At 72.2% G+C, this 22,100-nt stretch carries 19 protein-coding genes and 1 pseudogene; 9 read left to right on the top strand and 11 right to left on the bottom strand.

What is annotated here, in order from left to right; all coding sequences use genetic code 11:
- Nucleotides 1-13: 13 nt before the first annotated feature.
- Entirely contained in the window at nucleotides 14-1,831 is a 1,818-nt protein-coding gene (locus ACFVYK_RS19905) for an ABC transporter ATP-binding protein (RefSeq protein WP_389775563.1), read from the bottom strand.
- Nucleotides 1,832-1,924: 93 nt separating this feature from the next.
- Between ACFVYK_RS19905 and ACFVYK_RS19910 the strand changes: the two genes are divergently transcribed.
- Nucleotides 1,925-2,434, top strand: a complete 510-nt coding sequence (locus ACFVYK_RS19910; RefSeq protein WP_389775565.1) for a MarR family winged helix-turn-helix transcriptional regulator — start codon at nucleotides 1,925-1,927, stop codon at nucleotides 2,432-2,434.
- A gap of 155 nt (nucleotides 2,435-2,589) precedes the next feature.
- Here the strand turns inward: ACFVYK_RS19910 and ACFVYK_RS19915 are convergent.
- Nucleotides 2,590-3,270 (bottom strand): annotated as a pseudogene (locus ACFVYK_RS19915) (peptide-N4-asparagine amidase); the annotation flags it as partial.
- 58 nt (nucleotides 3,271-3,328) lie between these two features.
- Nucleotides 3,329-4,081, bottom strand: a complete 753-nt coding sequence (locus tag ACFVYK_RS19920; RefSeq protein ID WP_389775568.1) for a hypothetical protein — start codon at nucleotides 4,079-4,081, stop codon at nucleotides 3,329-3,331.
- 299 nt (nucleotides 4,082-4,380) lie between these two features.
- Here ACFVYK_RS19920 and ACFVYK_RS19925 point away from each other — a divergent pair, with 299 nt between their 5' ends.
- The 4 genes from ACFVYK_RS19925 to ACFVYK_RS19940 all read left to right on the top strand — a co-directional run bounded on the left by ACFVYK_RS19925 (nucleotide 4,381) and on the right by ACFVYK_RS19940 (nucleotide 9,419).
- Nucleotides 4,381-6,345 carry an ABC transporter transmembrane domain-containing protein gene (locus ACFVYK_RS19925; RefSeq protein WP_389775571.1) on the top strand — a complete coding sequence of 655 codons (1,965 nt, stop codon included), beginning with the start codon at nucleotides 4,381-4,383 and terminating at the stop codon, nucleotides 6,343-6,345.
- Nucleotides 6,342-8,159, top strand: a complete 1,818-nt coding sequence (locus ACFVYK_RS19930; RefSeq protein WP_389775574.1) for an ABC transporter ATP-binding protein — start codon at nucleotides 6,342-6,344, stop codon at nucleotides 8,157-8,159. Before ACFVYK_RS19925 ends, ACFVYK_RS19930 begins: the two co-directional genes overlap by 4 nt.
- A 513-nt stretch (nucleotides 8,160-8,672) precedes the next feature.
- A complete protein-coding gene (locus tag ACFVYK_RS19935; RefSeq protein ID WP_389775577.1) occupies nucleotides 8,673-9,143 on the top strand; it encodes a DUF5709 domain-containing protein in 471 nt (156 codons plus the stop codon).
- Nucleotides 9,144-9,161: 18 nt separating this feature from the next.
- Complete coding sequence (locus tag ACFVYK_RS19940; RefSeq protein WP_389775578.1) at nucleotides 9,162-9,419, top strand: type B 50S ribosomal protein L31; 258 nt, start codon at nucleotides 9,162-9,164, stop codon at nucleotides 9,417-9,419.
- Nucleotides 9,420-9,433: 14 nt separating this feature from the next.
- Here ACFVYK_RS19940 and ACFVYK_RS19945 read toward each other — a convergent pair whose 3' ends face one another.
- Nucleotides 9,434-10,228 (bottom strand): metal-dependent hydrolase, encoded by a 795-nt coding sequence (locus tag ACFVYK_RS19945; RefSeq protein WP_389775581.1) that lies wholly within the window; start codon nucleotides 10,226-10,228, stop codon nucleotides 9,434-9,436.
- A 145-nt stretch (nucleotides 10,229-10,373) separates the two neighbouring features.
- Here ACFVYK_RS19945 and ACFVYK_RS19950 point away from each other — a divergent pair, with 145 nt between their 5' ends.
- Entirely contained in the window at nucleotides 10,374-12,887 is a 2,514-nt protein-coding gene (locus tag ACFVYK_RS19950) for a DEAD/DEAH box helicase (protein ID WP_389775583.1), read from the top strand.
- Between the two features lie 112 nt (nucleotides 12,888-12,999).
- Nucleotides 13,000-13,866 (top strand): acyl-CoA thioesterase, encoded by an 867-nt coding sequence (locus ACFVYK_RS19955; RefSeq protein ID WP_389775585.1) that lies wholly within the window; start codon nucleotides 13,000-13,002, stop codon nucleotides 13,864-13,866.
- Between the two features lie 37 nt (nucleotides 13,867-13,903).
- On the opposite strand, the gene ACFVYK_RS19960 is transcribed toward ACFVYK_RS19955, so the two are convergent.
- Together ACFVYK_RS19960 and ACFVYK_RS19965 are read right to left on the bottom strand one after the other, a co-directional pair.
- A complete protein-coding gene (locus ACFVYK_RS19960; protein WP_389775588.1) occupies nucleotides 13,904-14,797 on the bottom strand; it encodes a DUF6397 family protein in 894 nt (297 codons plus the stop codon).
- A gap of 138 nt (nucleotides 14,798-14,935) precedes the next feature.
- Entirely contained in the window at nucleotides 14,936-15,349 is a 414-nt protein-coding gene (locus ACFVYK_RS19965; protein WP_389775590.1) for a roadblock/LC7 domain-containing protein, read from the bottom strand.
- A 103-nt stretch (nucleotides 15,350-15,452) separates the two neighbouring features.
- Here ACFVYK_RS19965 and ACFVYK_RS19970 point away from each other — a divergent pair, with 103 nt between their 5' ends.
- The gene (locus ACFVYK_RS19970; protein ID WP_389775593.1) at nucleotides 15,453-15,881 is read left to right on the top strand and encodes a PPOX class F420-dependent oxidoreductase; all 429 of its coding nucleotides are present in this window, start codon (nucleotides 15,453-15,455) and stop codon (nucleotides 15,879-15,881) included.
- A 21-nt stretch (nucleotides 15,882-15,902) separates the two neighbouring features.
- On the opposite strand, the gene ACFVYK_RS19975 is transcribed toward ACFVYK_RS19970, so the two are convergent.
- The 5 genes from ACFVYK_RS19975 to ACFVYK_RS19995 form a co-directional block, all read right to left on the bottom strand.
- Nucleotides 15,903-16,505 (bottom strand): ATP/GTP-binding protein, encoded by a 603-nt coding sequence (locus ACFVYK_RS19975; RefSeq protein ID WP_389775594.1) that lies wholly within the window; start codon nucleotides 16,503-16,505, stop codon nucleotides 15,903-15,905.
- Between the two features lie 248 nt (nucleotides 16,506-16,753).
- Complete coding sequence (locus ACFVYK_RS19980; RefSeq protein ID WP_389775596.1) at nucleotides 16,754-17,164, bottom strand: DUF742 domain-containing protein; 411 nt, start codon at nucleotides 17,162-17,164, stop codon at nucleotides 16,754-16,756.
- A gap of 22 nt (nucleotides 17,165-17,186) precedes the next feature.
- Entirely contained in the window at nucleotides 17,187-17,621 is a 435-nt protein-coding gene (locus ACFVYK_RS19985; protein ID WP_389775598.1) for a roadblock/LC7 domain-containing protein, read from the bottom strand.
- On the bottom strand, nucleotides 17,618-20,275 hold the full coding sequence (locus ACFVYK_RS19990) for a nitrate- and nitrite sensing domain-containing protein (protein WP_389775600.1): 2,658 nt from the start codon (nucleotides 20,273-20,275) through the stop codon (nucleotides 17,618-17,620). Before ACFVYK_RS19990 ends, ACFVYK_RS19985 begins: the two co-directional genes overlap by 4 nt.
- Before the next feature lie 44 nt (nucleotides 20,276-20,319).
- Entirely contained in the window at nucleotides 20,320-21,114 is a 795-nt protein-coding gene (locus ACFVYK_RS19995; protein ID WP_389775603.1) for an MHYT domain-containing protein, read from the bottom strand.
- Nucleotides 21,115-21,266: 152 nt separating this feature from the next.
- On the opposite strand from ACFVYK_RS19995, the gene ACFVYK_RS20000 reads away from it, so the two are divergent.
- Nucleotides 21,267-21,908, top strand: a complete 642-nt coding sequence (locus ACFVYK_RS20000; protein ID WP_389775605.1) for a class I SAM-dependent methyltransferase — start codon at nucleotides 21,267-21,269, stop codon at nucleotides 21,906-21,908.
- Nucleotides 21,909-22,100 lie beyond the last annotated feature (192 nt).

Genomic DNA, 22,100 nt, shown 5'->3' on the forward strand with positions numbered 1-22,100 from the left:
ACTTGCCATACTGTCATTTTGTCGGCTCCAGCCGGGAGTCCCGTCGCACCAGGGCCGCGTACCGGCCGTCCTGCCGCAACAGCTCCTCGTGCGTACCCCGTTCGACCACCGCGCCGGAGTCGAGGACCACGATCTGGTCGGAGCTCCGAATGGTGGACAGCCGGTGGGCGATGGTGAGGGTGGTGCGGTTCGCCGAGAGCGCGTCGATGGCTTCCTGGACGGCCTGTTCCGTGCGGGTGTCCAGGGCACTGGTCGCCTCGTCGAGGATCAGCACGGGCGGGTCGCGCAGGATGGTGCGCGCGATGGCCAGGCGCTGCTTCTCGCCGCCCGAGAAGCGGTGGCCTCGCTCGCCGACGACCGTGTCGTAGCCGTCGGGCAGTTTGGCGATGTGGTCGTGGATCTGCGCCGCCCGCGCCGCCGCGTGCAGTTCCTCGTCGGTGGCGTCCGGCTTGGCGAAGCGCAGGTTGTCGGCGACGGTGGCGTGGAAGAGGTACGTCTCCTGCGAGACGACGCCGACCGCCCGGGCGAGGGTGTCGAAGTCGAGGTCGCGCACGTCGACGCCGTCGAGGGTGACCCGGCCGCCCGTCACGTCGTACAGGCGCGGCACCAGGTAGCCCAGCGTGGACTTGCCGGCGCCGGTCGGGCCGACGACGGCGAGGCTGCCGCCGGCGGGGACGGTGACGTCGATGCCGTCGAGGACGGGGCCGACCGGCCCGTCCGCGCTGCCGTCGTCATAGCGGAAGACGACGTCCTCGAAGCGGACCTCGCCCTTGATCTGGTCGAGGTGGACCGGGTTCTCCCGCTCGGTGATGTCGATGGGGAGGTCGAGGTATTCGAAGATGCGCTGGAAGAGCGCGAGCGAGGTCTGGATCTGCACGCCGGTCGACAGGAGGCTGACGGCGGGGCGGAACAGGCCCTGCTGCAGCGAGACGAAGGCGACGATCGTGCCGAGGGACACGTCCGGGCCGCCGGCCTGGAGGGCCATGCCGGCCGTCCAGTAGATGACGGCCGGCATGGCCGCCATGACGATCCCGATCACGGCCATGCGCCACCGCCCGGCCATGTTCGACCGCACCTCGAGGTCGACCAGTTGCTCGGACTCCTCCGCGAAGGCCTCGGTGAGGGAGTCGGCCCGGCCCATGGTGCGGCCGAGCAGGATGCCGCTGACGGACAGCGATTCGGTGACCGTGGCGGCCATCGCGGCCATCTGCTTCTGACGCTGGGTGGTGATCTTCTTGCGTTCGTTGCCGACCCGCCGGCTGATCCACACGAACACCGGCAGCAGCAGGAGCGAGACGACCGTCAGCCGCCAGTCGAGGGCGACCATCGCGATGATCGTGGCGACCACGCTGGTGAAGTTGGAGACCAGGGAGGTCGCGGTGGAGGTGACGGTGGCCTGCATCCCGCCGATGTCGTTGGCGATGCGGGACTGCACCTCACCGGTGCGCGTGCGCGTGAAGAACGCGAGCGACATGCGCTGCAACCGCCCGTAGACGGCCGTCCGCAGATCGTGCATGACGCGCTGGCCGACCGTCGTGGAGATGAGCGTCTGCAGGACGCCGAAGACGCCGCCGAGCACGGCGCTGAGGATCATGCCGAGGGCGAGCAGGGTGAGCAGACCGGTGCGCCCCTGCGGGATCGCGACGTCCAGCGTCTCCTTGAGCAGGAAGGGGGTGGCCACGGTGACGAGCGACGAGGCGGCGACGAGCAGGCCCACGACCGCGAGCCGCGCGCGGTAGGGCTTGAAGAGGGCGAGGATGCGGCGCACCTGACGAGGTTCGTCGGTCGGGGCGCCGGGCGTGGGGGTCCAGTCGATGTGATCTCGGGGCATGGCTCCTACGGAGGGTGTGACGAGGAGGACTGACGGAGCTTAGCTCATTGTTACCTATACTCACAATGAACGAGGTCCTGTTATTGTTCCCCCATGACCACCCCCGATTCCGACAGTCTGCTCGCCGAGCAGTTGCTGCGGCTCACGCGCCGGGTGCATCGCATCCAGAAGCGCCATCTGCAGCAGAGTGGGCTGGGCGTCACACCGGCCCAGGCCCGGCTGCTGCGCACACTGGCGCACTGCGACTCACCGCCGCGCATGGCCGACCTGGCCGCTCGGCTGGAGGTGGTCCCCCGCGCCGTGACGACCCTGGTCGACGGGCTGGAGGCGAGTGGCATGGCACGGCGGGCGCCTGACCCCGCCAACCGTCGGGTCATCCGGATCGAGCTCACCGAGGGCGGCCGCAAGGCGCTGCGCCGGCTGCGGGGCGCCCGCGTGTCGGCCGCGGAGGAGATCCTCGACCCGCTGACGACCCTGGAGCGCGAGGTGCTGGGCGGATTGCTGGACGCGCTGGTCGGCGGGGCGATGGAGCAGGACCCGAGACCGGAGCGGGAGGCGCAGCCGGAACAGGGGCGCGAGCGGAATCGCGGGCGAACCTGCTGAACGGCGCGGGCACGGGCCGCGCCCGCCCCTCCGCAACGGTCGGAGCAGCGGGCGCGGCCCTCGTACGTCCGGTGGGTGCGAGGGTCCGGGCCGGGCCGCGCCCGTCGACGGTGACCGACTCGTCGTCCGTCCAGCGGGCGTCGAGGCCGTCGAACAAGGGTGAGGACGCGGTCGGGGGCGGCGTCCGCCGACCTCCCCTCGTAGAACGTGAGAGTCACCTTGACGTCGATCACCCCCGTGTACGTGTCGTCGACGACGTTGCCGATGAGCATCTCCACGCTGGGCGGAGCGGAAGGTGTCGCTGTAGCGGGTGACGTCCTTCTCGACGGACCACTCGATCCCGTCGGGGGACGGCTCGGGCGTCGAGGTGCGGAAGACCTCCACCCCTCCGACGTGCAGACGGCCGAGCCGGTCGAACTGCCGCCCCTTGACCTTGCCGTCGAGCCGCAGCACCACCGCGCTCCAGCGGTCGCCCAGCCCTCCGGGATTCCCTTCGACCCCAACGCGTAGGCCGGACGCCAACGGCGGCTTCCACGCCTGGCCCGCCGGCGGCAACCCGCCCACGCCGGCCAGCCGGCCGGCGGGTGGTACGAGCCGCGGTACGGCGTGAAGTCCCGGAACCGCGCCTCGGCGAGGGTGACTCGGCACGACCTGGTGTGCGGTCGGGGCACGGCCGGCGCGGCGGTGAGGGGGTCGTGCCGGTCGGCGCCGAACTCGGCCGGAGCCTCGGCTCTGGCGGGCGCGGCGACGGCCTCGCGGGCCGCTCCGCCGCCGAGGAGGGCGCCCGCCAGCAACGCCGCCACGGTGAGCATGGACAAGCTAATCCGACGTCTCAATGGCCCGTGTTCTACGGGGTGCCGGCGGCTCCCCGCAATGACGCCTCCGCCGGAACGGTCAGGGACTCTGCGTCCGCAGTGCGGCCCTGTCCCCCATGACCACCACGGGATGCTTGTCCGGGTCGAGCGTGCGCAGCAGGTGTTCCATCGCCGCCTCGGACACGCTGACGCAGGCCGAGGTGCCGCTGCCGTGGTCCAGGTGCAGCCAGATGCCGCCGCCCCGCTCCTCGCCCTCGGGTCGCGTCGGGTCGTCGGGCGGGACGCCCTTGACGCGGTTGTAGTCGATGGCGATGACGTAGTCGAAGTCGTGCCAGTGCGATTTCGCCCACCAGCGCGGTGCCGCGAACGAGGCGGACCTGGTGTAAGACAGCCTGGTGCCGGGATCCGCGAGGACCCCGCCCGCGTCGGTGAGCGTGAACACACCGACGGGACTGCGGTTGTCGCCGGCCCGATGTCTCGAGGTCCAGCCCTTCTTGCCGTTGTGCCCCCGCCATCTGTGGACGCGCTCCCAGTGCGGTCCACGTCTGGCGTAGAGCACGACGGTGGACCCCGCAAAGTCCTTTCCGTCGCCGTACACCGCCACGACCTGGCGCGTGGCCGCGGGAATCCGCCGCTGCATCCGGTCGCCGACGCCGGGGACGCCGGTCGCCCCGGCCGCCTGAGAAGAGTGGCCGGCGCCCTGCGCGCCGGCCCGCGCCACGCCGTCGCTTCCGCGTTGCGCGCCCGCTCCACCGCACGCGGCCAGGGCCGCGAACAGAAGAACGGAGGCCACCGTCGCGGCTCCTGCGTGCCGCCCCTCGCCAAGTCGCATCGGGCCATGATCGCATCACTTACCACTCTTTTACGGCAGGTTCCGGACACCGAGGCCGGGTCGGACGGTTGCCGGATCCCGCCGTCGCCGTGGAAAACCGGTTGATTCCGACCACACCGCGACGCGAACCTTGCACGGTTTCCCGCCGCACTCCGCGAACCTTCCCGTCCCGCCCCTCCCCCCGCCCCCTTCCTTTCCCCTCCATTCCCCTCCGCCGCCCTGCACCAGCGCCCGCTCCCCTCGCCGGTCGCCTTCTCTCTCGCCCATCCACCTGCCCTGACTCGAACCGCTGGGACGTCATGCAGATCCAAGACCTTCCGTACCCCGACCCGGGAGTGCCCGACGCACGCTCGGGCCCCCGCTTCCTGTGGTGGCTGGGCCGCAACCAACTGGGCGGTCAACTCAAGGCGTTGGCTTGGGGTTTGCTGCACTTCGTCGCCGTCTCGGCACAGCCCTTCTGCGTGGGCTTCGCGATCGAGGCCGTGGTGGACCGCTCCGGCGCCCGGCTCGCCCTCGCCGGCGGCGTGATGGCCCTGTGCGGCGCCGCCACCGCGATCGGGGACACCTTCCTGCATCGGGCCGCGGTCACCAACTGGATCACCGCCGCCGCACGGGTCCAGCAACTGCTCGCCCGCCAGGCCTCGCAGCTCGGCTCCGCGCTGAACCGGCGGGTCGCGGCCGGCGAGGTCGTGGCCGTCTCCACGGGCGACGTCGAGAAGATCGGCTGGTTCGTGGAGGCGGTGTCCCGTTTCACCGCCGCGGCCGTCACCGTCCTGCTGGTCTGCGCGGGCCTGGTCGTCTACCAGCCCGCGCTCGGCGTCGTGGTCGCCGTGGGCCTGCCCGTCCTCGCGATCGCGGTGCTGCCCCTGCTGCCGCGGGCCACCCGCCGGGCCGACTTCCAGCGCGAGAAGGCCGGACGCGCCACCGAACTCGCCTCGGACACCGTGGCGGGACTGCGGGTGCTGCGCGGCATCGGCGGCGAGGAACTCTTCCTCGACCGCTACCGCAGCGCCTCGCAGGAGGTGCGGCGCGCGGCGGTGCGCAGCGCCCGGATGTGGGCCCTCATCAACGCCGTCCAGGTACTGCTGCCGGGCCTGCTGTTGATCGCGGTGGTCTGCTACGGCGTCCAGCTGGCCCGGGAGGGCCGCATCACCGTGGGCGAACTGGTCACGGTCTACAGCTCGGTGATGGTCCTGACGTATCCCCTCCGGCACTTCGAGGAGATCGCCATGGCCTACTCCTTCTCGCGCCCGTCGGCCAAACGCGCCGCAGGCGTGCTGTCCCTGGAGCGCGCGACGGACATCGGCGGGTCGCGCGCGGCCGAAACGCCCTCGGGCGACCTGTACGACCCCGGCACGGGACTGCTCGCCCCGGCAGCCCTGCTCACCGCGGTCGTGTGCGGCGATCCCGACGCGGCCGGGCGACTGGCCGAACGGCTGGGCGGACATCCCGCGGAACACGGCCCCTCGGTCCTGCTCGGCGGCGTCCCGCTGGACGAACTGCCGCTGGACTGCGCGCGCACGGCCGTCCTCGTCCAGGACAAGGACCCCGTGTTGCTGTCCGGCGCGCTGCGCGATCTCCTCGACGTGCCCGCCTCGGGCGAGGTCGACGCGGGTGCGGCGCTGGCCGCCGCCCAGTGCGGGGACGTCCTCGAAGCGCTCGTCCAGGGGTCGTTGGACACCGCCGACCCGATGCAGGCCCACATCACCGAACGCGGCCGGTCCCTCTCCGGTGGCCAGCGGCAACGGCTCGCGCTGGCCCGCTCCCTGTACACCGACCCCCAGGTCCTCGTCCTGGACGAGCCCACCTCGGCCGTCGACTCGCACACCGAGGCCCGGATCGCCGAGGGACTGCGCGAACTGCGCGACGGTCGTACGACGGTCGTGTTCACCTCGTCCCCCCTGCTGCTCGACCGGGCCGACCGGGTCGTGCTCGTGCACGAGGGCGCCGCCGTCGCGGCCGGCGGCCACCGTGAACTGCTGCACCGCGAACCCCGGTACCGCGCCGTGGTGACCAGGGAGACCGAAGAGGAGATCGCGCTCGCCACGGGCCTCCCCGAGGACGCGGGGGCCTCGCTGAGCGGCGTGCCGAAGGGCCCGGAGCTGAAAGGGCCGGAGCTGAAGGGCCCGGAGCTGAAGGGCCCGGAGCTGAAGGGGCCGGAGCTGAAGGGGCCGGAGCTGAAGGGGCCGGAGAAGAACGAACGCGAACCCATCGAACACGACCTGGCGCACACCGAGCGCGAAGAGATCGAGGAGACGGCATGATCGGCGTGGCGCCGCCCGCGTACGACCCGGCGGCACCGAGGACGGCGAACACGCTGCCCGTCGGCGCCCCCGCGACCGTACGCGCCTACGTGGCCGAACTTCTGCGCCGGCACCGCCGCGCCTTCCTGCTGCTCCTCCTGGTCAACACGGTCGCCACCGTCGCTTCGATGGCGGGTCCCTGGTTGCTGGGAGACCTGGTGGAGCGGCTGTCGGACGGGGCGCGCGAACTCCATCTCGGGTTCACGGCCACGCTGTTCGTGCTCGCCCTGGTCGTCCAGGCCGCCTTCGTGCGGCAGGTGCGACTGCGCGGCGCGATGCTCGGCGAACAGATGCTCGCGGACCTGCGCGAGGACTTCCTCGTCCGGTCGGTCCGGCTGCCGCCGGGCGTGCTGGAGCGGGCCGGCACGGGCGACCTGCTGTCCCGCATCACCACGGACGTCGACCGGCTGGCCAACGCCATGCGCGAGGCCGTGCCGCAGCTGACCATCGGCGTGATGTGGGCGCTGCTGCTGCTCGGCGGACTGCTCGTCACCGCGCCGCCGCTCGCGCCTGCCGTGCTGGTCGCGGTGCCGCTGCTGGTCGTGGGATGCCGTTGGTACTTCAAACGGGCGCCGGCCGGCTACCGCTCGGAGGCTGTCGGTTACGCATCCGTGGCAGCCGCCCTCGCCGAGACCGTGGACGCCGGCCGCACCGTCGAGGCCCACCGCCTGGGCGATCGACGCATCGCCCTGTCGGAGGAGCGCATCCGGCAGTGGACGGCGTGGGAGCGCTACACGCTGTGGCTGCGATCCGTCCTGTTCCCGGTGATCAATCTGGTGCATGTGACGGTCCTCGGCTCGGTCCTCATGCTGGGCGGCGCGTTCGTCCTGCAGGGCTGGATCGACGTCGGTCAGCTGACGACGGGGGCGCTGCTGGCGCAGATGCTGGTCGACCCGGTGAACCTCGTGCTGCGCTGGTACGACGAATTGCAGGTGGCCCAGGTGTCGCTGGCCCGGCTGGTCGGTGTGCGGGACATCGAGCCGGACGCCGGGGACTCCGGGCTGGCGCCGGACGGCCGCGACGTGCTCGCCGACAGGGTGCGCTTCGGGTACCGGGAGGGTGTCGACGTGCTGCGCGAGGTGACCCTGCGGGTCTCCCCCGGCACCCGGCTGGCCCTGGTCGGCCCGTCGGGCGCGGGCAAGTCCACCCTGGGGCGACTGCTCGCCGGGATCTACGCGCCCCGCGGCGGGCGGATCACCCTGGGCGGTGCCGAGCTGTCCCGGATGACCGCCGAACGGGTCCGCTCGCATGTGGCCCTGGTCAACCAGGAGCACCACGTCTTCGTGGGCTCCCTGCGCGACAACCTCCGGCTCGCCCTCCCCCACTCCCGGCTGCGCCCGGGCGCAGAGCGCTCCACGGCCGCGGAGGACGCCGAGTTGTGGGCCGCCCTGGGCGCGGTCGACGCCGACGGCTGGGCACGGGCCCTGGACGACGGCCTCGACACCGAGGTCGGCTCGGGAGGCGTGGCGCTCACCCCGGCCCAGGCGCAACAGGTCGCGTTGGCCCGGCTGGTGCTGGCCGACCCGCACACGCTCGTCCTGGACGAGGCGACCTCGCTCCTCGACCCCCGTGCCGCCCGCCATCTGGAGCGGTCCCTGGCCCGTGTCCTGGACGGCCGCACGGTCGTCGCCATCGCCCACCGTCTGCACACCGCCCATGACGCCGACGTGATCGCCGTCGTCGATAACGGCCGCATCAGCGAGCTGGGCAGCCACGCTGAGCTGGTGGCGGCGGACGGAGCGTACGCGGCGCTGTGGCGGTCGTGGCACGGGTGAGCCCGACGGCGGCCAGGGCTGCCCACGCCGCTGACGGACGCTGACACGAGGAGCGCGAGCCCCGGCACCGGCACGACGTTCGATGCCGGCGCCAGTACGGGATTCGATGCCCGCGCCGGTGCGGACTCCGGTACTGGCACGGACTTCGGTGCCGGCGCCGGTGCGGACTTCGGTGCCGGCGCCGAAGTCCGTACCGGCGTCGCTGCCGGCCCGGGCCTCCTCGCCGCAGCAGGCGGTCCGGGTCCGCCCCGTTCGCGCCCGGGCGCCGCACCACGCGGCGATCAGAGCGCCGGGGAGCCACGACGACGCCGCGCCCGCGGCGGCAGGGCGCCGCTCCCGCGCGGCCTCTGGCGTTGCGCGGTACCGAAGCAGGGTGGAACGCTGGATAACGGCACCCGCGCGGGAGACCGTCGGAATCCATCCGGCACACGCCGCGCCCGGCCGGCCTCCCGCGCGGTGGAACCCGACCGCCGACCACGGAGCGCACCGGCCCGTCACCCCCTGGAGGTAGCCGTGAACAGCGCCGACGGATGGGGAGACGACGTCTACCAGCCTGACGCCTCCGACATCCAGGACGACTCGGGGCTGCTCGACGAGGAGGACACGCTGGAGAACGACGGCGTCGCAAACCCCCTCGACCGCGGTTGGTCCCCGCCCGAGCGTCCCTGGGCCGTGGAGCACAGCGGTGTGACCGCCGCGGAACGCCGGCAGGGGGAGAGCCTGGACCAGCGCCTCGCGGAGGAAGTGCCGGACCCGGACGCGCCCGACGGCGACGGTCTCGGAGACTGCGACGGCACCGACGGGGAACTCCTCGACAACGAGGTCGGCGTCCTGCGCTCCGGCCGGCTCGTGGCGCCCGACGAGGGAGTCCACGAGGGCGAGGAGAGCGCGCTGATCGCCACGGACGTCGGCATCGACGGCGCGGCCGCCTCCGCGGAGGAGGCCGCGATGCACATCGTCGACGAGGACGCCCTGTCCGGTTGAACGGCACGAGGAGCATTCATGCAGCAGGACAAGCAGCCCGACTACCACGAGGTCGTCTTCCGCGACCGCGCCGCCGGTTTCGCCTTCCTGACCCGGTCCACGGCGAGCAGCGACCAGACCATCGAGTGGGACGACGGCGAGACCTACCCGGTCGTGGACGTGGAGATCTCCTCGGAGAGCCACCCCTTCTACACGGGCAAGGCGCGCACGGTGGACACGGAGGGCCGCATCGCCCGCTTCGAGCGGCGCTACGGCGACGGCGGCGCGATGACCTGAGCCCGCGCCCGCCGTCAGATGTAGTTGAGGGCGGCTGCCCCGCCCACTCCCCCGAGCAGCATGAACACGGGCATGAGCACCTTCAGCTCGACCCAGCTGCCCGCCCGGAATCGCATCACCTTGGGCGGACCGATCGGATACCAGCGCTTGCGCCCGATCGGGATGGGCCACAGGACGGGGCAGCCGGAGACGGTGAGGGCGTCCCCGATGTCGTGCACCAGGGCGCCCAGCACGATGGGCAGCCCGAGCCACAGGTACGCCTGACCGGGCTGGTTGAACAGCCAGTCCGAGCCGTTGCCGGGCTTGTCCAGGACGCCGGCGAGGATCCATGCGCTGGTGGCGGCGAGCAGCCACACCAGCACGTCGCTGCTGGAGCCCCGGGCCGCCCGCCACAGCAGGCCCTCGATCGCCAGCACCATGTGCACGAACAGGATCGCCAGCACGCCCCAGCGGCCGCCGGTCACGGCCAGCGCCGAGGAGCCCGCGCCGATCATGACCGCCCACAGCCAGGTGTGCGTGAGCGTGCGGTGCCCGCCGGAGCGACGCGGGTCGCCCTGCTTCCGCGTCGACTTGTAGACGGCGTAGGAGAGCTTGTCGACGATCTCGCACAGCCAGCGTGAGAGGGGGCCGAAGGCCCGGGAGATGGTGGCGGCCTTGTGGTCGAGATCCGGGGCGAGAGCGGCTCCGGCGCAGATCAGCGCGCCGGCGAGCAGGACCGGCCAGGGCATCGTGTGCCCGGCCGCGGCGGCGGCCGCGCCGACGCCCAGCCAGGCGGCGGCGCCCGACAGTGAGTGTGCTGGTCCCATCATGGCCGTTGCCCGCCCTGTTCCTCGTGTGCCGCTGTCCAGTTGACCGGGTGCGATGACGCTCCGTCGGCGACACAGCGTAGCCGTCGTGATCTTCGGGTCGGCAGCCGATTCCCCCATCAGGGGTGACGGCAGGCAAGATGGGGGCGTGACCCTCATCGATCAGCTGCCGCCGACCGCAGATCCCGACGCCCTGTACGAAGCCTTCGAGTCCTGGGCGCAGGAGCGCGGTCTGACGCTCTACCCCCACCAGGAGGAGGCGCTGATCGAGGTGGTCTCCGGGGCGAACGTGATCGTGTCGACGCCCACGGGGTCGGGGAAGAGCATGATCGCCGCGGCTGCGCACTTCGCGGCCCTCGCGCGGGACGAGGTCACTTTCTACACGGCGCCGATCAAGGCGCTGGTGTCGGAGAAGTTCTTCGAGCTGTGCAAGATCTTCGGCACGGAGAACGTCGGCATGCTGACCGGCGACGCGTCGGTGAACTCCGACGCCCCGGTGATCTGCTGCACGGCCGAGGTGCTCGCCTCGATCGCGCTGCGCGACGGCAGGCACGCGGATGTGGGCCAGGTCGTCATGGACGAGTTCCACTTCTACGCGGAGGGCGACCGCGGCTGGGCGTGGCAGATTCCCCTTCTGGAGCTTCCCCGGGCGCAGTTCGTGCTCATGTCGGCGACGCTCGGGGACGTGTCCTTCTTCGAGAAGGACCTCGCCCGGCGCACCGGCCGCCCCACGGCGGTGGTCCGTTCGGCGACGCGTCCCGTGCCGTTGTCCTACGAGTACCGGTACACGCCGATGACGGAGACGCTCAGCGACCTGCTGGACACCCGGCAGGCCCCGGTGTACATCGTGCACTTCACGCAGGCGCAGGCGGTGGAGCGGGCGCAGGCGCTGATGAGCATCAACATGTGCTCGCGTGAGGAGAAGGAGCGGATCGCCGACCTGATCGGCAGCTTCCGCTTCACCACGAAGTTCGGCAGCAATCTCTCGCGCTACGTGCGGCACGGCATCGGCGTCCATCACGCCGGCATGCTGCCGAAGTACCGGCGTCTGGTGGAGAAGCTCGCCCAGGCCGGTCTGCTGAAGGTGATCTGCGGTACCGACACGCTCGGTGTCGGCGTGAACGTGCCCATCCGCACGGTGCTGTTCACGGCGCTGACCAAGTACGACGGCAACCGGGTGCGCACACTGCGGGCGCGTGAGTTCCACCAGATCGCGGGGCGGGCCGGCCGGGCCGGCTTCGACACCGCGGGTCTGGTCGTGGCGCAGGCTCCCGAGCACGTCATCGAGAACGAGAAGGCCCTCAACAAGGCCGGTGACGATCCGAAGAAGCGTCGCAAGGTGGTGCGCAAGAAAGCGCCGGAAGGCTTCGTGGGCTGGACGGAGAACACCTTCGACAAGCTCATCGAGTCCGAGCCGGAGCCGCTGACGTCGCGCTTCCGCGTCACGCACACCATGCTGCTGTCCGTGATCGCCCGACCCGGGAACGCCTTCGAGGCGATGCGGCACCTGCTGGAGGACAACCACGAGCCGCGCAAGCAGCAGCTGCGGCACATCCGGCGTGCCATCGCGATCTACCGTTCGCTGCTGGACGGCGGCGTCGTGGAGCGGCTCGAGGAGCCGGACGCCACCGGCCGGATCGTCCGCCTCACCGTCGACCTGCAGCAGGACTTCGCGCTCAGCCAGCCGCTGTCCACGTTCGCGCTGGCCGCGTTCGAGCTGCTGGACCCGGAGTCGCCCTCCTACGCTCTCGACATGGTCTCGGTCGTGGAGTCCACGCTGGACGATCCGCGCCAGATCCTGGCCGCGCAGCAGAACAAGGCGCGGGGCGAGGCGGTGGCCGCCATGAAGGCGGACGGCGTCGAGTACGAGGAGCGCATGGAGCGCCTGCAGGACGTCTCCTACCCGAAGCCTCTGGAGGAGTTGCTCTTCCACGCGTACGACACGTACCGCAAGAGCCACCCGTGGGTCGGCGACCATCCGCTGTCGCCGAAGTCCGTCATCCGTGACATGTACGAGCGGGCGATGTCCTTCACCGAGCTGGTCTCGCACTACGAGCTGGCCCGCACCGAGGGCATCGTGCTGCGGTACCTGGCCGGCGCCTACAAGGCCCTCGACCACACCGTCCCCGACGACCTCAAGTCCGAGGATCTGCAGGACCTGATCGCATGGCTCGGCGAGATGGTGCGCCAGGTCGACTCCAGTCTGCTGGACGAGTGGGAGCAGCTCGCCAACCCGGAGGAGATGACCGCCGAGGAGGCGCAGGAGAAGGCCGACGAGGTCAAGCCGGTCACCGCCAACGCCCGCGCCTTCCGGGTCCTGGTCCGCAACGCGATGTTCCGCCGGGTCGAGCTGGCCGCCCTCGACCATGTCGACGAACTCGGCGAGCTGGACGGCGAGTCCGGCTGGGACGCCGACGCCTGGGGCGAGGCGATGGACAAGTACTGGGACGAGTACGACGACCTCGGCACCGGCCCCGACGCGCGGGGGCCGAAGCTGCTGGTCATCCAGGAGGAGCCGGAGAACGCCCTGTGGCGGGTCCGGCAGATCTTCGACGACCCGAACGACGACCACGACTGGGGCATCAGCGCGGAGGTCGATCTCACGGCGTCGGACGCCGAGGGCCGCGCGGTCGTCCGCGTCACCTCCGTCGGCCAGCTGTGAGGGACCGGGCCCGTCCGACGGCGCGGGCCGCAACCAGCGGATCAGATGCCGGGACCAGCACGGGACAGGGCACAGAGCAAGGCGCAGAAGAGGGCACAGGAGAAACGCACCGATGACGAATCCGGCCGAGAAGCTGGTCGACCTGCTCGACCTGGAGCAGATCGAGGTCAACATCTTCCGGGGCCGCAGCCCGCACGAGTCGCTGCAGCGGGTCTTCGGCGGCCAGGTGGCGGGCCAGGCGCTGGTCGCGGCCGGCCGGACCACCGAGGGCGACCGGCCCGTGCACTCGCTGCACGCGTATTTCCTGCGCCCGGGACGGCCGGGCGTGCCGATCGTGTACCAGGTGGAACGGGTGCGGGACGGCCGGTCGTTCACGACCCGCCGGGTCACCGCCGTGCAGCAGGGGCGCACGATCTTCAATCTCACCGCCTCCTTTCACAAGCCTGAGGAAGGTCCCTTCGAGCACCAGCTGCCGCCGGCCCGCGAGGTACCGGACCCGGAATCCCTGCCGACGGTGGCCGAGGAGGTCCGGGCGCACCTGGGCGCGCTGCCCGAGCAGTTGGAGCGCATGGCGCGTCGCCAGCCCTTCGACATCCGGTACGCGGACCCGCTGCGCTGGAGCGCCGAGGACGTCAAGGACGCGGAGCCGCGCAGCGCGGTGTGGATGCGCGCCGTCGGGCCGCTGGGCGACGATCCGCTCGTCCACACCTGCGCGCTCACGTACGCCAGTGACATGACTCTTCTGGACGCCGTCCGCCTGCCGGTCGAGCCCCTGTGGGGGCCGCGCAACTTCGACATGGCGTCGCTGGACCACGCCATGTGGTTCCATCGGCCGTTCCGCGCGGACGAGTGGTTCCTGTACGACCAGGAGTCGCCGATCGCCACCGGCGGTCGGGGACTGGCCCGAGGACGCATCTACGACCTGGAGGGTCGCCTGTTGGTGTCGGTCGTCCAGGAGGGGCTGTTCCGGGCGCTGTAGCCGCCGACGTCGCCGTGATCGCCGTGGTCGCCGTGGGTCAGGCGCTTCGTCGGCGCAGCCGGTTCAGCAGGCCGCGCGCGGGTCGCTCGGGACCGGGTTCATCGGACGCGCCCCGCTGCTCGGGCGGACGCGGCAGGGCGCGTTTCGAGGCGGGCCGCGGCGCGGGCTGGTCGGCGCGGGCCTCGTCCAGCGTTCGGCTCAGGTCCGACCTCAGCCAGTCGATCTCGTCGGCGTCCTGCGCGGTCATGACCTTCTCGACGAGGTGGGCGGCCGGCGTGCCGGGGGTGCAGTGGGCCGGCGGTCCGGGCCGGAACCGGTTCAGATGGGAGCGCTCGTAGGGGTCCCTGACGATCTCCGCGACGTGGAGCGGGTCGAGGAACCCGGCCAGGACCCCCGCGTACTGCCAGGGCCCTTCCGCCTGGCGGAGCAGGAAGCCCAGGTGGCGTCCGCGCCAGTTCCGCGGCCGCAGGTCGACGCCCGCGGCCAGTTGGCCGCGCAACACCTCGGGTGTGCGGCCGGTGAGCAGGAACGCGTTGGTGCGGTCCGCGGCGAACTGGCGTAGTTCCTCGGCGAGATACAGCCAGACGACGACCCGGTAGCGGTTGAGGTAGAACCTCACCGGCGTGACCAGTCCCAGGCGGGCCAGACGGGTGAAGCGGGTCGGCGCCACGTCGAGGAGGGCGGCGCCCTCTGCGGTCCCCACGGTCAGCAGGCTCTCGCGCAGCGAGTCGGGGAAGCCGGGCTGGGCGCGCAGGCGGTCGAGTTCGGCGCGGGGCACCCGGCGGCCGCCGCCCGCCTCGTCGGGCACGGTCCTCACGCGCCCGAGGTGCACGGCGAGGTCGAGGTCGACCCTTTTCAGTTCCAGTTCGCGTGCCGCGCGACCCGGCGCGCAGGAGACGGAGTCGGGCGGGGCGATGGCGGTTCGGGACATGGTCGTCTCCCCCGTGGAGTGAAGTGGTGTGGAGCGAGGTCCGCATCGTCCGCGGTGGCCTCGGAAAAACCGTAGCCGGAATCGCGGACAGCGTGGCGAGCCTGTGGATAACTTCGAGCGAGGGGAAGAAAGGGCAGGTCAGAGCTCTGCGAGGGGAGCGCGCTCAGGATGTCGGGCATCGACGGTGAGGTGTTCGCCGACCCGGTTGACGAGCAAGGTCATCTCGTAGGCGATCCGCCCCATGTCACCGTCGGCTCCGCTGAGCACGCACAGACAGCTGCCGGTGCCCGCCGCGGTGACGAACAGCACGGCGTCTTCGAACTCGATCATGGTCTGGCGCACTCCGCCGGCGCCGAAGTGGCGCCCCGATCCCTTGGCGAGGCTGTGCAGCCCGGACGAGACGGCGGCGAGGTGCTCCGCGTCCTCCCGGCGCAGTTTCGAGCTCGCGCCCGCGACCAGACCGTCGTTGGACAGGACGAGCGCATGGCGCACCTGCCCGACGCGTTCGGTCAGATCGTCCAGCAGCCGGTCCAGGCCCTGGTTCTGCGCCATTTGCACTCCCCGTGTGACGTCCCCGTGTGATCCTCCGCCCGACCGGAGCATCTGTTCGCCAGCCTTGCGCAGGAGCGGTCGCCGGAGCAAGGAGGATGGCGGCATGGCACAGAAGATGACCGATGAGGAATGGCGGGCGTTCGTCACGCACGGAACCCGCACCGGAAAGCTGTCCACCGTACGAGCCGACGGAAGTCCGCACGTGGCGCCGATCTGGTTCGTGCTCGACGGCGACGACCTGGTGTTCAACACCGGGAAGGAGACGGTGAAGGGCCGCAACCTGGCACGGGACGGCCGGGTCGCCCTCTGCGTGGACGACGACCGGCCGCCGTTCGACTACGTGGTGCTGCAGGGCCGGGCCCGGATCTCCGAGGATCTCGACGAGGTCCGGCACTGGGCGGCCAGGATCGGCGCCCGCTACATGGGCGAGGAGCGTGCCGAGGAGTTCGGCGCCCGCAACGGCGTGCCGGGTGAACTCCTCGTCCGCGTCTCGATCACCAAGGTCCTGGCGCAGAAGGCCGTCGCGGACTGACGCCCGCCGCCCTACGCGCCGTCAGCGCACGGAGTCGAGCAGCCGGGCGGTGTGCATCCGCCCGGCGTACTCGACCAGCCTGATCAGGACCTCCTTGCCGGAGTCGCGGTCACGGGCGTCGCACAGGACGACGGGCGTGCCGCCGTCGAGGTCGAGGGCGCGCGAGACGTCCTCGGCGCCGTACGTCCGCGTGCCGGTGAAGCAGTTGACCGCCACCACGAACGGGATGTGCCGGTGCTCGAAGTAGTCGACCGCCGGGAAGCAGTCCTCCAGACGCCTGGTGTCGGCGAGGACCACCGCGCCGAGGGCCCCTTGGGACAGCTCGTCCCACAGAAACCAGAAGCGGTCCTGCCCGGGGGTTCCGAACAGGTACAGGGAGAGGCCGGAGCGGATGGTGATACGGCCGAAGTCCATCGCGACGGTGGTCGTGACCTTGTGGTCCACGCCGTCGGTGTCGTCCACCAACTGCCCTGCCTGGCTGAGCAGTTCCTCGGTGCGCAGCGGCTTGATCTCGCTGACCGCGCCCACCATGGTGGTCTTGCCCACGCCGAACCCGCCGGCGACCAGTATCTTCAACGCCAGCGGAGCCGTCTCGCCGGTGGCGTCGGAGTGCTCGGAGACCATGGATCACTTCTCTCGGGAGTGCCGGCAACGGTCTACGTCGGTACGGGCGCGCCGCGCGTCGTCGCGGCGATCGCGCGGGGCCCTGCGTGCGAACGGGAAGGCAGCATCATGGACAACCGCGCCCCCGCTTCGGGCGGTTCGACCGGGGTCTGCCCGATGTGACCGACTCCTGCGCGTCCGTGTTCGAGGAAGTGCACGAGTCGGCACCGGGTCGGTCCATACGCGCCCGGGTCGCTCCGATCGTTCATCTACAGCGCTCGCAGTCCCGCGATCACCTCGCGCAGAATCCGTTCATCGGGCAACTGCGCGGGAGGCACCGGACGGCTGACGGTGACGCAGCCCAGCTCCAACAGGTCGCCCAGGAGCACCCTGACCACGCCTACGGGGAGGTCCGCGCCCGCCGCGAGTTCGGCGACGGACTGGGTCTCCGTGCGACACAGGCCGATGAGGGTGCGGTGTTCCGGCCCGAGCGGCATGCCGTCCGTGCCCGGCGCGCCCGGATCGACGGCGACCAGGGCGATCAGGTCGAAGCGCACTCCCGTGGGGCCGGGCTTCGTGCGCCCACCCGTCATGGCGTACGGGCGGACGAGCGGGCCGGCCTCGTTGTCGTACCACTGGCTGCCCGACTCGCGTGGGGCGCCGGTCCTGTCGTCGGTCATCTGCGCGAGTCGCTCTCCGCCCTCATCCGAGGGGCGGTCGCGCGCCGAGGCGCGGCGGCGTGTAGAGGTGCTCTCCGACGCGTTTGACCAGCCGCGCCATCTCGTACGCGACCAGGCCGATGTCGGCGGTCACGGCGGTGAGGAGGGCCAGGCAGGAGCCGTCGCCCGCGGCGGCCACGAACAGGAAGCCGTCGTCCATCTCCACCATGGTCTGGCGCACTCCGCCGGCTCCGAAGTGCCGGCCCGCCCCCTTGGCCAGGCTGTGGAAGCCGGAGGCGACGGCGGCCAGGTGTTCGGCGTCCTCCCGCCTGAGGTCGGTGGAGGCGCCGACCGCGAGGCCGTCGTTGGACAGCACCACCGCGTGCCGCACCTCGGTGACGCGCATCACCAAGTCGTCGAGCAGCCAGTCGAGTTCACCCGACCGTTGGGCCGACCTCGTACTCGGGTCCTGGATCATGCGGGGTCTCCTTCGCTGCTGTCGCTGCCCGGTGCGGGTTCCGGGGTGGCTCCGCGGCCGGGTTGCCTGCCGCCGCCCCGGGCCCAGCCGTCCCGGTAGGCGGCCATCCGGTCCCGTGCCAGCTCGGGGGTGCGCCCGTCGACGCCGCGCGGGGCGGACGGCCGGGCCGGTTCCTCGGAGAGCGGGCGGCGTAGCTGCGGGGCCAAGCTGGCCTGCCGTACGCGGCGCGGGAGGTCGTCCGATTCTTCGATGTCGTCCGGGGGGCGGTGCAGGCGCAAGGCGGTCACTCCGGGGGGCGGCGGGTCGCCGGCCGCCGGCTCGGCGGCTGCCCGTGACGGGGCCGCCAGCGTGGGACGGTCGGCGGGGGCGAGGACGGCGTCCTGGCGCCGCCCGGGGGTCTGCCGGCCGACGGCGTGGCGGTCGGCGGCCTGCCCCTGGGCGGTATGGCCGTGCGCGGTACGACCGTCGGTGGCACGGCGGTCGGTGGCACGGCCGTCGTCGGTTTCCCGGTCTGCGCCTTCGCGGAGGGCGGCGGGCACGCGCGCGTACTCGCGTTCCGCGGACCGGCGCGCCGCCGCCGCGGTCTCGACGGCGGAACGTTCCGGCTTCCCGCCGTGCAGCAGTGGGGTGGGCAGCAGGACGACCGCCGTGGTACCGCCGTAGGGGGAGGTCCGCAGGTGCACCTTGATGCCGTGCCGGGCGGCGAGCCTGCTGACCACGAACAGGCCGAGCCGGTCGCTGTCGAACAGGTCGAGGGCCTCCGACTGCGCGATGCGCCGGTTCGCCTCGGTGAGCGTCTCCTTGCCCATCCCCAGACCCCGGTCCTCGACCTCGACGGCGTATCCGTTGCCGACGGGTTCGCCGGTGACGCGCACCCGCGTGTGCGGCGGCGAGAACTGGGCCGCGTTCTCCACGAGTTCGGCGAGCAGGTGCGTCAGGTCGGCGACGGCGGTGCCGATGACGGCCGCCTCCGGGAGCTGCCGTACCTCCACGCGCGCGTAGTCCTCGACTTCGGAGACGGCGGCGCGGACCACGTTGGTGAGGGAGACCGGCGTGCGCCAGGCCCGGCCGGGCGCGGCGCCGGAGAGGATGATCAGGCTCTCCGCGTGCCGCCGCATCCGCGTGGTGAGGTGGTCGAGCCGGAACAGATCGCCGAGCTCGTTCGGGTCGTCGGAGCGGCGCTCCATGCTGTCCAGCAGGGTCAGCTGACGGTGGACGAGGATCTGACTGCGGCGGGCGAGGTTGACGAACACTCCGGAGATGCCGCTGGCGAGTTCGGCGCGTTCCGCAGCGGCGCGCAGAGCGGCGCGGTGCACGGTGCTCAGCGCTTCGGCGACCTGACCGGTCTCGTCCTCGGCGGGCGGCCCCGGCGGGGCTTCGGCGTTGACGTCGATCTCCTCCCCAGCGCGGAGTTTCTGCATGGCCTCCGGGAGTTTGCGCCGGGCGATGTCCAGGGCGTCGTTGCGCAGGCTGACCAGTTCGACCACGAGCCCGCGGCCGATGCGCACGGAGATGACGAGCGAGGCGACGACGGCGGCGAGACCCAGCAGGACCGCGGCGCCGGGTGCGGTGAGCAGACCGCGGGTGAACGGGTCGGCGCGGTCGGCCACCTCGCGTCCGGCGTCCGTCTCGATGGTCCGCATCCCGCTCTGCACGCGCGCGTGAGCTGAGGTCCAGGCGGCGGCCGGAACGGCCGAAACCGACTTGGCGCCGGCCCCCTGCGACAGCACGTGGTCCTCGGCCGCGTACAGGGCCGCGTAGGCGCTGCCGGCCGCGAGGCGCTGCCAGGCGGTGCGCTCGGGGCCGCGCAGATCGGCGACGGCCGCTTCCGTCAGGGTGCGACGGCTGTCGACGGCTCCGGCGAACAGCCGCAGGCGCTCGGCGTCGAGGCGTCCCGTCAGGCGCGCGCCGGTGAGCGCCACGTCCTCCCTCGCCAGCGCCTCGCCCGCGCGGGAGAACTCCAGCAGTACGCGCGCGTCCGAACCGAGTTCGGCGTCCTGGACGCCGGAGAGCGCGCCGCCCACCGAGAAGGCCGCCGAGATCGCGCTCGTGTAGCGGCCGTAGGTCTCCTCCCAGCCGACGCCGCCGGCGAGCACCGAGGTCCGCAGCGAGGCGAGCCCTTCGGCCCCGGAGACGAACCCCTGGAGGCGCCGCGCCACCCCCGCGGGCAGTTCCTGGCCGTCGGCGACGGTGCTGGCGTCTCCGACCTTGAGTTCGGCCACCGCACGGTCCGTGCGTGCGGCGAGCGTCCTGAGGTCGCCGCCCTGTCCGGGGGCGGGGTGGATCGTGTACCGCACGGCGGCCGCGCGCTCGGTCTGCAGGGCGGTCACCGCGACCGCGAGGGGAGCACGGACCTGGGAGTCCACGCGCTGCAGTTGGCGCAGCCCGGAGACGTCCTGAGCGGTGCTCACGGTGGCGTACGCCCACAGGGCCAGCAGGGAGACGACCGGCACCATCAGCAGACAGACGATCTTGGCGCGCACGGTGCGCGGCCGCAGCCGCCAGCGTTCCGCGCGCGGGGGCGTCGTGGCCGCCGGAAGGTCCGTCGGCTCGTCCGCCCCCTCGTCGGCAGGGGGTCCGGCGTGGGCGCGGCGCCCGCGGGTGGGGGGCGGCGCGTCGGCGCCTGCCGTGGGGGTCCTCCGGGATGTACGCATGGCCTCCTCGCTCGGAAGGGGGTGGTGGGGGCTCGCCGGCCGGGTCAGGCGGTCCTGGTCTGCTGCCGGTCGGCGAGACTCTCCCCCGGCCGCTGCGCCGAGGCGGACGCCTCGCGCTCCCCCGTGGTGGGCGACAGCGCGACGAAGGCCGAGGTCAGGAACAGGTAGGACCCGAGGCCGACGGCGAGGGGGAAGATGAACTGCATCGCCGTGGCCCCGGGCAGCGCCGCGCCGGAGGGCGTGACACGCACCCTCACCGCGAACATCGCCGTGTAGTGCATGCTGCTCACCGCCGCCCCCATGACCAGGGAGGACAGGCCCACCGCGATCGGCGACCTGATGTTGAGCGCGGCCCAGAGCGCCGCGGTCGCCGCGACGACCGCGATCAGGACGGAGAGCCCGACCCGCACCGGGTCGTAGGTCACCTCGCCGTGCAGCCGGACCGCGGCCATGCCCAGGTAGTGCATGCTCGCCACGCCCAGGCCGGTGGTGAGCCCGCCGATCAGCAGCGCGCGCGTGCGGTCGCGGCTGTAGCCGACGGCGAAGACACCGGCGCAGACGACGACCATGGCGACGAGAAGGCTGAGCACGGTCAGCGGAACGTCGTAGCGGATGTCGGTGCCGCTGACCGCGAAACCGAGCATGGCCACGAAGTGCATGGTCCAGATCCCGGTGCCGATCGCCGAGGCCGCGGTGATCAGCCAGTTGCGGCGCGAGCGGCCGGCTGCGCCCAGGGCGCGCACGGTGCAGCGCAGCCCGAGGGCGGCGCCGATGCAGGCCATCACGTACGACAGAGCGGGGGTCAGCCAGCCGAAGGCGGCGTGGTCCAGATGTCCCATGGCCACGGGACGCTAGCCGGAGCACGGAAGCACAAGGGGGGCGCATTTCGAAAGCTGCTGGAATATGACGGGGAAGTGCGACGGAACGATCGGGTCACGCTCGAACATGTGCGCCGACGCCTCACCCGTGACGGTGAGGGATCATGCGGAACATGAGCGACGACCACACACACGTCCAGGAGTTCTTCACCGCGCGCGCCGCGGACTGGGACGACCGCTTCCCCGACGACGGTCCCGCCTACGAAGCGGCGGCCCGCGAGCTCGGTCTGCGCCGAGGCGACCGCGTGCTGGACGCCGGCTGCGGCACCGGACGCGCGCTGACACCGCTGCGCGCCGCCGTGGGCCCCTCGGGAACGGTCGTCGGGGTGGATCTCACCATGGCCATGCTGGAGGCCGCCGTAGGGGCCGGCCGCGACCGCGACGGGCGGCTCGTGCTCGCCGACGTCGCCGCGCTCCCCCTGCGCTCCGCCTCGCTGGACGCCGTCTTCGCGGCAGGGCTCGTCGCACACCTGCCCAGACCGGCCGACAACCTGCGGGAGCTGGCGCGGGTGGTGCGCCCCGGCGGCACGCTGGCGCTGTTCCACCCGATCGGCAGGGCGGCGCTCGCAGCTCGCCAGGGCCGGCAGATCACCCCGCAGGACCTGCGCGCCGAACCCAACCTCGCCCCGCTGCTCTCCCGTTCGGGCTGGCGCATGACGTCGTACGTCGACGAGGACTCCCGCTTCCTCGCCCTGGCCGTCCGAGAGGACCGCCAGGGCCTCTCGGACGGAGCAGTGCGCGAACACGGGGCCTGACACGCCGTCTGCGGCGTCACCGTCGGCCGGCGGCGGGAAGGCGTCGAGAGGGGCCCGGCATCCTCACCGTCCCGGGGGGGGGCGGGGCGCGGCCGGCCGCGGCGCCGGCGACGGCCGGCCCCCCTGCGGTCCCGCGGGCACCCTCGCGGGGGCGCCCAAGCCGCCCGCCGTGGAGATCATATACGAACTAGA

The sequence above is a fragment of the Streptomyces sp. NPDC058291 genome (assembly GCF_042880855.1).
Classification (GTDB): domain Bacteria; phylum Actinomycetota; class Actinomycetes; order Streptomycetales; family Streptomycetaceae; genus Streptomyces.

What these genes read in the sequence shown, in the direction of transcription:
- ACFVYK_RS19905 (WP_389775563.1), bottom strand. Translation starts at nt 1,831, where the DNA reads ATGCCCCGAGATCACATCGACTGGACCCCCACGCCCGGCGCCCCGACC.
- ACFVYK_RS19910 (WP_389775565.1), top strand. Translation starts at nt 1,925, where the DNA reads ATGACCACCCCCGATTCCGACAGTCTGCTCGCCGAGCAGTTGCTGCGG.
- ACFVYK_RS19920 (WP_389775568.1), bottom strand. Translation starts at nt 4,081, where the DNA reads ATGCGACTTGGCGAGGGGCGGCACGCAGGAGCCGCGACGGTGGCCTCC.
- ACFVYK_RS19925 (WP_389775571.1), top strand. Translation starts at nt 4,381, where the DNA reads ATGCAGATCCAAGACCTTCCGTACCCCGACCCGGGAGTGCCCGACGCA.
- ACFVYK_RS19930 (WP_389775574.1), top strand. Translation starts at nt 6,342, where the DNA reads ATGATCGGCGTGGCGCCGCCCGCGTACGACCCGGCGGCACCGAGGACG.
- ACFVYK_RS19940 (WP_389775578.1), top strand. Translation starts at nt 9,162, where the DNA reads ATGCAGCAGGACAAGCAGCCCGACTACCACGAGGTCGTCTTCCGCGAC.
- ACFVYK_RS19945 (WP_389775581.1), bottom strand. Translation starts at nt 10,228, where the DNA reads ATGATGGGACCAGCACACTCACTGTCGGGCGCCGCCGCCTGGCTGGGC.
- ACFVYK_RS19955 (WP_389775585.1), top strand. Translation starts at nt 13,000, where the DNA reads ATGACGAATCCGGCCGAGAAGCTGGTCGACCTGCTCGACCTGGAGCAG.
- ACFVYK_RS19960 (WP_389775588.1), bottom strand. Translation starts at nt 14,797, where the DNA reads ATGTCCCGAACCGCCATCGCCCCGCCCGACTCCGTCTCCTGCGCGCCG.
- ACFVYK_RS19965 (WP_389775590.1), bottom strand. Translation starts at nt 15,349, where the DNA reads ATGGCGCAGAACCAGGGCCTGGACCGGCTGCTGGACGATCTGACCGAA.
- ACFVYK_RS19970 (WP_389775593.1), top strand. Translation starts at nt 15,453, where the DNA reads ATGGCACAGAAGATGACCGATGAGGAATGGCGGGCGTTCGTCACGCAC.
- ACFVYK_RS19975 (WP_389775594.1), bottom strand. Translation starts at nt 16,505, where the DNA reads ATGGTCTCCGAGCACTCCGACGCCACCGGCGAGACGGCTCCGCTGGCG.
- ACFVYK_RS19980 (WP_389775596.1), bottom strand. Translation starts at nt 17,164, where the DNA reads ATGACCGACGACAGGACCGGCGCCCCACGCGAGTCGGGCAGCCAGTGG.
- ACFVYK_RS19985 (WP_389775598.1), bottom strand. Translation starts at nt 17,621, where the DNA reads ATGATCCAGGACCCGAGTACGAGGTCGGCCCAACGGTCGGGTGAACTC.
- ACFVYK_RS19990 (WP_389775600.1), bottom strand. Translation starts at nt 20,275, where the DNA reads ATGCGTACATCCCGGAGGACCCCCACGGCAGGCGCCGACGCGCCGCCC.
- ACFVYK_RS19995 (WP_389775603.1), bottom strand. Translation starts at nt 21,114, where the DNA reads ATGGGACATCTGGACCACGCCGCCTTCGGCTGGCTGACCCCCGCTCTG.
- ACFVYK_RS20000 (WP_389775605.1), top strand. Translation starts at nt 21,267, where the DNA reads ATGAGCGACGACCACACACACGTCCAGGAGTTCTTCACCGCGCGCGCC.